Source organism: Streptomyces bobili, from assembly GCF_002154575.1.
Taxonomy (GTDB): Bacteria; Actinomycetota; Actinomycetes; order Streptomycetales; family Streptomycetaceae; genus Streptomyces; species Streptomyces bobili.
The window spans coordinates 1-8,321 of sequence record NZ_MUBA01000444.1; the positions used below are offsets into that span (position 1 = coordinate 1).

Annotated in this window: 6 protein-coding genes and 1 pseudogene; 3 read left to right on the top strand and 4 right to left on the bottom strand. The window is 73.3% G+C overall.

Annotated elements, in window-relative coordinates:
• Window positions 1-270: pseudogene (locus BZL64_RS29625) on the top strand (fumarate reductase/succinate dehydrogenase flavoprotein subunit); the annotation flags it as partial.
• Entirely contained in the window at window positions 267-1,043 is a 777-nt protein-coding gene (locus BZL64_RS29630) for a succinate dehydrogenase/fumarate reductase iron-sulfur subunit (RefSeq protein ID WP_086772236.1), read from the top strand. The pseudogene BZL64_RS29625 and the gene BZL64_RS29630, both read left to right, overlap by 4 nt.
• Before the next feature lie 18 nt (window positions 1,044-1,061).
• Here BZL64_RS29630 and BZL64_RS29635 read toward each other — a convergent pair whose 3' ends face one another.
• Complete coding sequence (locus tag BZL64_RS29635) at window positions 1,062-2,000, bottom strand: class I SAM-dependent methyltransferase (RefSeq protein ID WP_086772237.1); 939 nt, start codon at window positions 1,998-2,000, stop codon at window positions 1,062-1,064.
• Between the two features lie 175 nt (window positions 2,001-2,175).
• Window positions 2,176-3,369 carry a glycoside hydrolase family 18 protein gene (locus tag BZL64_RS29640; RefSeq protein WP_425276087.1) on the bottom strand — a complete coding sequence of 398 codons (1,194 nt, stop codon included), beginning with the start codon at window positions 3,367-3,369 and terminating at the stop codon, window positions 2,176-2,178.
• 89 nt (window positions 3,370-3,458) lie between these two features.
• Here BZL64_RS29640 and BZL64_RS29645 point away from each other — a divergent pair, with 89 nt between their 5' ends.
• Window positions 3,459-5,030, top strand: coding sequence for a hypothetical protein (locus tag BZL64_RS29645; RefSeq protein WP_244205543.1), 1,572 nt, complete (start codon window positions 3,459-3,461; stop codon window positions 5,028-5,030).
• Window positions 5,031-5,036: 6 nt separating this feature from the next.
• On the opposite strand, the gene BZL64_RS29650 is transcribed toward BZL64_RS29645, so the two are convergent.
• Window positions 5,037-7,688 carry a SpoIIE family protein phosphatase gene (locus tag BZL64_RS29650; protein ID WP_086772238.1) on the bottom strand — a complete coding sequence of 884 codons (2,652 nt, stop codon included), beginning with the start codon at window positions 7,686-7,688 and terminating at the stop codon, window positions 5,037-5,039.
• Between the two features lie 373 nt (window positions 7,689-8,061).
• On the bottom strand, window positions 8,062-8,321 hold a 260-nt coding region (locus BZL64_RS29655; protein WP_143663344.1), incomplete at its 5' end, for an ATP-binding protein.

An 8,321-nucleotide genomic window follows, 5' to 3' on the forward strand; every position in this document is an offset into this window, starting at 1 on the left:
GTCCTCGCGGGTGTGGCCGCCGCGCGACTCGGTGCGCTCCAGGGCGGCCACACCCGCGAGGACCATCCGTCGATGGACCGGGGCTGGCGCAACGTCAACCTGCTCTGCTCGCTGACCGACCCGGCCGACGGGTTGTCGGCCGGCGACCCGGCACAGGGCCGGATCACCCTCACCCGCGAGACCACCGAGCCCATCCGCCCCGACCTGCTCGCCCTCTTCGAGAAGGAGGAGCTGGTCAAGTACCTCGCCGAAGAGGAGCTGTACGAGTGAGCAGCTACGAGGCCCGTTTCAAGGTGTGGCGGGGTGACGACCGGGGCGGCGGCCTGGCGGACTTCCGGGTGGAGGTCAACGACGGCGAGGTCGTCCTCGACATCGTCCACCGGCTCCAGGCCACCCAGGCGCCAGACCTGGCCGTCCGCTGGAACTGCAAGGCGGGCAAGTGCGGTTCGTGCTCGGCGGAGATCAACGGCCGCCCGCGGCTGCTGTGCATGACCCGCATGTCGGTGTTCGACCGGGACGAGACGATCACCGTGACCCCGCTGCGGGCCTTCCCGGTGATCCGCGATCTGGTGACGGACGTCGGCTTCAACTACCGCAAGGCCAGGGAGGTCCCGGCCTTCGTGCCGCCCGAGGGGGTGGGCCCCGGCGAGTACCGCATGTTCCAGGAGGACGTGGACCGGCCGCAGGAGTTCCGCAAGTGCATCGAGTGCTTCCTGTGCCAGGACACCTGCCATGTGGTCCGCGACCACGAGGAGAACAAGGCGGCCTTCGCCGGCCCCCGGTTCCTCATGCGGGTCGCGGAGCTGGACATGCATCCGCTGGACGCGGCCGAGGAGAGCGGCCTGGACCGCAAGCGCGCGGCCCAGGACGAACACGGCCTCGGTTACTGCAACATCACCAAGTGCTGCACGGAGGTCTGCCCCGAGGGCATCAAGATCACGGACAACGCGCTGATCCCCCTGAAGGAGCGGGCCGTGGACCGCAAGTACGACCCGCTCGTCTGGCTCGGGAACAAGATCAGGCGGCGGACCTCGCCGGAGTGAGGGCCGCTGCGGACGGGGTCAGGAGGAGGCCCGCAGGTACCCCGAGTGCGCCACACTGCCGAGGAACGTGAACCGGGTGTCGGTGGTCATGTGCTTGTCGAACGCCTCCTTGATGCCCGGCCACTTGGGATGCCCGAAGTCGTCCAGGACGACGATGCCGCCCGGTGCGACGATCTTCTCGGCCCATTCCAGGTCGGCCGCGACACCGGCGGCCGAGTGGTCGCCGTCGACGATGATCACGCCGTAGGAGCGGTCGGAGACCAGGGCGCGCACCTCGGGGTCCTCGGAGAAGCCCTGCTGGATCCGGGTCGCGGCGCCGGCCGCGCCCGCCAGGGAGAGGTTGGTGCGCACGGCGGCCTCCCGCACGGGCGTGCCCGAGGCGTCGTCCGACATGGTGGTGCCGGGCTGCAACTGGGTCCCGGCGAGCGGGTCGACGATCGTCAGCCGGGGGTCGCGGCCCGCCCGCTCCATCATGCGGACGAGGGCCGCGCCGAACATCCCGTACAGGGTTCCGATCTCCAGCATGTCGTCGTTCGGCGGATCGAGCAGCGGTACGGCGGACAGCTTGCCGACGATGTTCATCGTGCCGCCGGCGATCCGGCCGACGCCGAGCGCCTCCAGCGCGATGAGCAGCCGGAACGCCTGGGCGGCGGTGCGCTCGGCGTCGTCCCGGTCTCCGGTCACCGCGGCGAGTTCGTCGATGAGTTGGTTCAGGTGGGTCGCGGACGGCATGCGCGCCATGCCGCGCCCGGTGCCGTCGAAGAGGAGTTCCAGGGGGCGCTGGCGGTTGCGGAGCGTCTGGAGTTCCCGCTGTACCGCTTCGAGCGAGACGTCCGGAGTGACGCCGCGCTCGTCGCGGACGGCGCGGCGCACTTGGCGCTCGATGCGCTGGTCGATGAGTTCGGCCACCGGGCGCAGGGCTCGACGGACGGCCTTACTGGTGAGTAGCGATCGCATCAGAGTGTGACCCTTACAGGGATAGGAGATCTGGACGCTAGGGCGCTCACCCGACCACGCACAACCAACACTGGCAGCCTGGGAAGCAAAGCTCGCGTGACGTCCCGGCGACCGTTCGATGGCGTCCCAGGTGACGGGCCGAAAGGCCGCGCGTGCCGGGACGCCGGAGCCGGTGTCAGCGCACCCAGCCCTCGCGGTACGCCGTCCAGTCCGCCTCCTCCGCCGCGAAGTCCACGTACAGCGCGACTCCGAAGTTCGCGCGGTCGGCGTCCGTGCGGGACAGGCCGAGGCGGACGCCCCGGACGCCGGCGGGGACGGTCTCGGCGTGATTCCAGTGGCCGAAGCGGTTCTCGTGGTAGAAGGGCAGGCCCATCAGCAGGTCGGTGGAGGGCGGGGTGACCTCCAGGGCGAGCGAGGTCTGCTGGGCGACATAGCCGCCGTAGGTGCCCTCCAGCGGCTGGATGGTGTCGTAGGACATGACGGCGATCTGGTCGACGCGGCGGGCGACCTCGCCGAAGAACTTCTGCGACCACCACTTCGGGTGGCCGGTGGTGGTGCCCCAGAAGGAGTGGAAGCCGGGCACCGGGTCGATCTGGTGGGCGGCGACGGACAGGGGCGCGTCCTGGGCGGCGGTGACGCGGTGCAGGGCGTCGAGGAGGGTCAGGTAGTCCTGGTCGCCCGAGTGCAGGGGTTCCAGGTCGAAGTGGACGCCGTCGAAGCCGGTGGCGAGGATCTCGCGCGTGGACCTTACGACCGCCTCGCGCGTCGCCGCGCGCTCCAGCCGCATGCCGTGCGGGCTCTCGCTGGCGAGCACGTCACCGAGCCAGGCCTGGACCCGGATCTGCGGCATCTCCCGGTGGACGGCGGCGATGAACCAACGGGCGTTCGGGTACGACGCCGCCGGGAGCGTGCCGTCGTGCTCCAGGGGCCCGGAGTGGACGTACAGGTCGCGGATGCCGGTGTCCTTGAGCCGGGCGGCCAGGGCCGTCACGTCGGCGTCCTTCTTGCGGCCGTCCACCCAGGCGTGGCCGAGCCAGATGGCGTCCTTGCCACGGGTGTACGTGCCGTCGGCCGGGTCGCCCATGTAGTTGATCCGCAGGGCGGTGAGGGCGACGAGGACCGGCAGCACGAGGAGGAGGACGGGGACGGCCAGGGCGATCCGTATCCTGCGGCGGACGCGGCGGCGCCGCAGCAGGGCCGCCGCCTCCTCGGGCGTCACGTCCTTCTCCGCCTCGGCCTCCGCCTCCGCGGCCGTGCCGGGCGTCTCCCCGGCCTCCGCGCCGGGCGTCTCCTCCGCCTCCGTGTGCGGCTCCTGCGCGTCCGTGCGGGGCGTCTCCTCCGCGTCCGTACCGGTGGACTGGTCCGTCACTGTTCCCCCTCTGTGTCGCCCGCCCCACGGGTCCCGGTCCGGGTGCATCCCGCTCGCGTGGCCGCATCGGCGGCCATACGCTCCCAAATGTGACGTCGTCCAAGCTCCGAGGCCGGTCGCGGCGGGCCGGTCCGCAGATGTCCGCGCGGGTGGTGCTCGCCGTGCTGGGCGGAACCACGGGGTTCGTGTGGCTGGTGTTGCCGGGGATGACGACGCGGACGGACGCTCCGGTTGCGATCACCAGTCCCGCGGCCTCCTCTCCGGCCGCCGCGGCACCCACGGAGGACGGCGCGTCGACCGCCGACCTGGTCCTGCCGCTCGTCGCGGCCGGCGCGGCCGGGGCGCTCGCGGGGTACGGCTACGTCCGCCGGGTCCGCCGCGCCCGCACCCGGACGACACCGGGCGGCGCCGCCCTCTCCCCACCGCCCGTGGAACCCCGCGTCCCGGACGACCGGGCCCGCGCGGCCCTCGTCGCGGCCGACGACCGCGTCCGGGCCGCCCGCGACGAACTCGGCTTCCCGCGCGAGCTGTTCGGCGAGGAGGCGATGGCGCCCTTCGCCGGTGCGCTGCGCGAGGCCGAGCGGGAACTGGCCGCCGCGTTCCGCATGCGGCAGCGCTACGACGACGGCGTACCGCAGGACCCGGCGGCCCGGCGGCAGGCGCTCGCCGGGATCGTCGGGCGGTGCGCCGAGGCCGAACGGCGGCTGGACGCGGCGGCCGACGGTTTCCGGCGGCTGCGGGGGCTGAAGCAGGGGGTCGGTGCGGCGCTGGGGGTCGCGGAGGCGCGGTTCCGGGAACTGACCGGGCGCACGGCCGCGGCCGAGGCGGTCCTCGGCGAGCTGCGTGAGCGGTACGCGGCCACGGCGAGCGCCTCCGTCACCGGGTACGTCGAACAGGCCAAGGACCGGCTGGTGTTCGCCACCGTCCGGCTCAACCAGGCCCGCCAGGCGGACGACACGGGCCACCCGGAGGAGGCGGCCCGGCAACTGCGTACCGCCGAGGGCGCCGTCGCCCAGGCCGCCGTCCTCGTCGACGCCGTGGAGCGGACCGCCGGCGAACTGCGGGAGGCGGCCGGGCTGATCCCGGCCGTGCTGACCGGCGCGGAGGCCGCACTGGCCCCGCTGCGCGACACGGCCGGCACCGGCGGCGAGGCTCTGGCCCACGTCCTGCACGCCGACTCGGTCCTGTCCTCCGTACGCCAGGAGCTGACGTCGGGCCGGCCGTACGACCCGGTCGGCGTGCTCCGCCGCGTCGTGCGCGCGATCGCGGTGCCGGACGCGGCACGGGCCGCGGTGCTCACGGCCGCCGCCCGGCTCACCGCCCGCAGTTCCACGGCCGCGGCGGCCGGCTTCGTCGCGACGCACCGGGGCGCGGTCGGCGCCGAAGCCCGCACCCGCCTCGCGGAGGCCCACCGCCTCCTGACCGCCGGCGACAGCGTGGAGGCCGACGCCCTGGCCCTGGAGGCCCGCGCCCTGGCCGAACAGGACGTACGCGTCCGGGGCAACCCCTACACCGAGGCGCCCGTCCCCGCGGCGGCACACACGGCAGGCACGGCGGGCGCCGTCCTGGGCGGCATCGTCCCCGCGCAGGACCCGGAGAACGCCCACCCGGCCGGATTCACCGGCCGACCGGGCGCGTCCGAGGCACCACCGGGGGCCTAGGGCCTGTCAGAACAGGCTCAGCAGCGCCTCCGCCGGGTCCGCGAGACCGCTCTCGCCGTCGGGCAGGGGGAGTTCGAACCAGACCGTCTTGCCGCGGGGGGTGCGGCGGGAGCCCCAGGCGGCGGAGAGCAGGCCGACGAGCTGGAGGCCCCGCCCGCCCTCGTCGGTGTCGCGGGCGCGGCGGCGGCGCGGCTGGACGAGGCCGGAGTCCCACACCTCGCAGACCAGGGTGCGGTCGAGCAGCAGCCGCAGTCTGATCTCGCCCTCGCCGTAGCGGAGCGCGTTCGTCACCAGTTCGCTGACGAGGAGTTCCGTGGTGTCGACGAGGGGTTCCATGTCCCAGCTGAGCAACTGCCCGCGGGCGTACTCGCGGGCACGGCCCACGCTGCGCGGCTCGCGCGGCAGCGTCCAGTCGCCGACGGAGTCGGCGGGCAGACCCTGGACGCGGGCCATCAGCAGCGCGATGTCGTCCTCGCCGTGGTGGGTGTCGAGGGTGTTGAGGACGTGGTCGCAGACGTCCTCCAGGGGGCTCGTGGGGTCCGTCAGGGCTCCCACGAAGGCCTGGAGGCCCTCGTCGAGGGGGTGGTCGCGGGATTCGACCAGTCCATCCGTGTAGAGCGCGAGCAGCGCGCCCTCGGGGAGTTCGACCTCGACCTCCTCGAAGGGCTCCCCGCCGACGCCGAGCGGCATGCCCGGCGGTACGTCGAGCATCAGCGCGGGCTCGCCGGGTTCGACCAGCACGGGCGGCAGATGGCCGGCGTTGGCGAAGGTGCACCTGCGGGTCACCGAGTCGTACACCGCGTACACACAGGTCGCCAGGTACACCTCGGACAGGTCGGCCTCGCGGGGCCGGCGGGCGGCACGGGTGGCCTGCTGGACGCCGCCGGGGGTGCCGAGGCCGCGCGCGATCTCGTCCAACGCGGAGAGGACCTCCGCCGGTTCGAGGTCGAGCAGGGCGAGGGTCCGTACGGCGGTGCGCAGTTCGCCCATGGCGACCGCCGCCCGCAGTCCGCGTCCCATCACGTCGCCGACCACCAACGCCGTACGGTGCCCCGGCAGTTCGATGACGTCGAACCAGTCGCCGCCGACCTCGCTGGGGCGTCCCGAGGCGACGCTGCCCGGCAGGTAGCGGCAGGCGATGTCCAGGCCGGAGGCGACCGGGTCGCCCGGCGGCAGCAGCGACCGCTGGAGCATCAACGCCCGCTCGTGCTCGCGCCGGTACAGCCGCGCGTTGTCGATACAGACCGCCGCCCGCGCCGCCAGCTCCACCGCGAGATCCCGGTCCCGGTCCCCGAACGGCTCGCTGCCCTTCGTCCGCGAGAACTGCGCGAGTCCTACGACGGTGTCGTGAGCGACCATCGGAATGGCGAGGGTGGACTGCACGAGGCCGCCCTCCTCGCCGGGGATGCTTGCCGGGCGGGCGGTGCGCAGGGCGTCCGCGTGGGGCGAGTTGAACGGGAAGTGGTGCACCGCGCCGACCGCCACGTCCGTACCGCTCCCGGTCAGGGGCCCGTCGGACACGGCGGACGAGAAGGCCACCCGGCGCAGCTCGGCGCTGCCGTCGGCGAGTCCCGGCGGGGTCTCGTCGCCTGCCAGGAGGCCCTGGTAGAGGTCGACGGTGGCCAGGTCGCAGAACCCGGGCACGACGACGTCGAGGAGTTCGCGCGCGGTCGTCTCCAGGTCGAGGGAGTTCCCTATGCGGGCGCCCGCCTCGTTCAGCAGGGCGAGGTTGCGCCGTGCGGCGGCGGCCTCGCGGGCGGCGGCACGGCGGGCGGTGATGTCGGTGCCGAGCCAGGCGATGCCGATGGGCCGGCCGGAACCGCTGTGCACGCGGTACAGGTTGACGGACCAGTGGCGGCGTTCCTCGGAGCCCGGCACGAAGCCCGTGACGTGCATGTCCGTGATGGAGTCGCCGGTTTCCAGGACCCGGCGCAGGACCGCGCTGACCCGCTCGGCCTCGGGCCTCGGCAGGTAGTCATGGACGCCCTTGCCGCGGTGGTCGTCGGGGGTGCCGCCGAAGATGGAAGCGAACCGCTCGTTGGCGCGGCGGACCCGCAGTTCGGGGTCGATCAGCAGGAAGCCGAAAGGGGATTGACCGAATATCGCCTGCGAGGCGGCCAGGTCGGTCTCGATGCTGCGGAGCGTGCGGACGTCCACGACGATGCAGACGGCGGCCTTCTCGCCCTCCTGGGTGCGCGTCGGCATGACGTACACCTCGGCGAGGCCCTGCTCGCCGCGCGCCCCGTCCCCGGCGTCGGGGGAGGCAGGCATCCGGAAGGGGACGACGCCGGTCCACTCGCGGCCGTCGAGGATCTCGGCCATCTTGCGCTGGCCGCGCTCGCGCCGGTCGGGGTCGACGAACGCGTCGATGGGGTCCATGCCGACGGCCCGGTCGGCGCGGATGCCGAAGATCTGCTCGGCGCGCAGGCTCCACTGGTCGACGAGACCGTCGGGGCCGATCGAGAAGGAGGCGACCTTGATGTAGTCGTAGATGGAGCCGGGCGGACTGCTCTGCCACAGGGCGTCGCCGACCGGCACCTCACCCTCGCCGTCGGCAAGGGTGTGTCCGGCGTCGCACGCGAGCGCACTCGCGGTCTCCGCCCTCGCGCCGTCCGACGGGTCCTCGGACTCCGTGGCCTTCGCTGGTATCTCGCTCACGCGAACCGTCCCCTCCAGCTCACCGCGCCCGGCACCGGTCACCGGTTGCGGCTGCCCGCAGTATCCAGCACTACGGCGCCGCACGACACGGTGTTCACGATCACAGCACGGTCCAGGCTTTTTTCGGACCGTCCCGTGACAACACTTCCAGTCTTCTAACCAGCGGACACGTCGTCGAACCACACCTGACGGCACGGGTCGCCGGACTGATGTCCGGACGGACGGGTGCGGGCCGCCGAGGTACCGGTCCCCGGCGCGTTCCGGGCCTGGTTCCCGTCCCCGTTCCCGGCCCCGTCTCGGTCGTTCGTTCCCGGCCTCGGTCGTTCGGTGTCTGTCTCGGTCGTTCGTTCCCGGTCTCGGGACCCGGTGGATCTCAACCGGGGACCGCCAGTTCGAACCACACCGTCTTACCCGGACTGTCGGGCCTGCTCCCCCAGCGGCGCGAGGAGGAGGCGACCAGTTGCAGGCCCCGGCCGCTCTCGTCCTCGGGCCGGGCGGCACGCTCTCGCGGCGGTTCCGAGACCGGGTCGGACACCTCGACGAGGAGCACCTCGGGCAGACCGGCGGGCCGGACCAGGCGGACCCCGATGGGACCGGTGGCGTGCCGCAGGGCGTTCGTCACGAGTTCGCTGA

Excerpts from the sequence above, each read along its gene's own strand:
- BZL64_RS29635 (WP_086772237.1), bottom strand. The coding sequence starts at position 2,000 with ATGCGATCGCTACTCACCAGTAAGGCCGTCCGTCGAGCCCTGCGCCCG.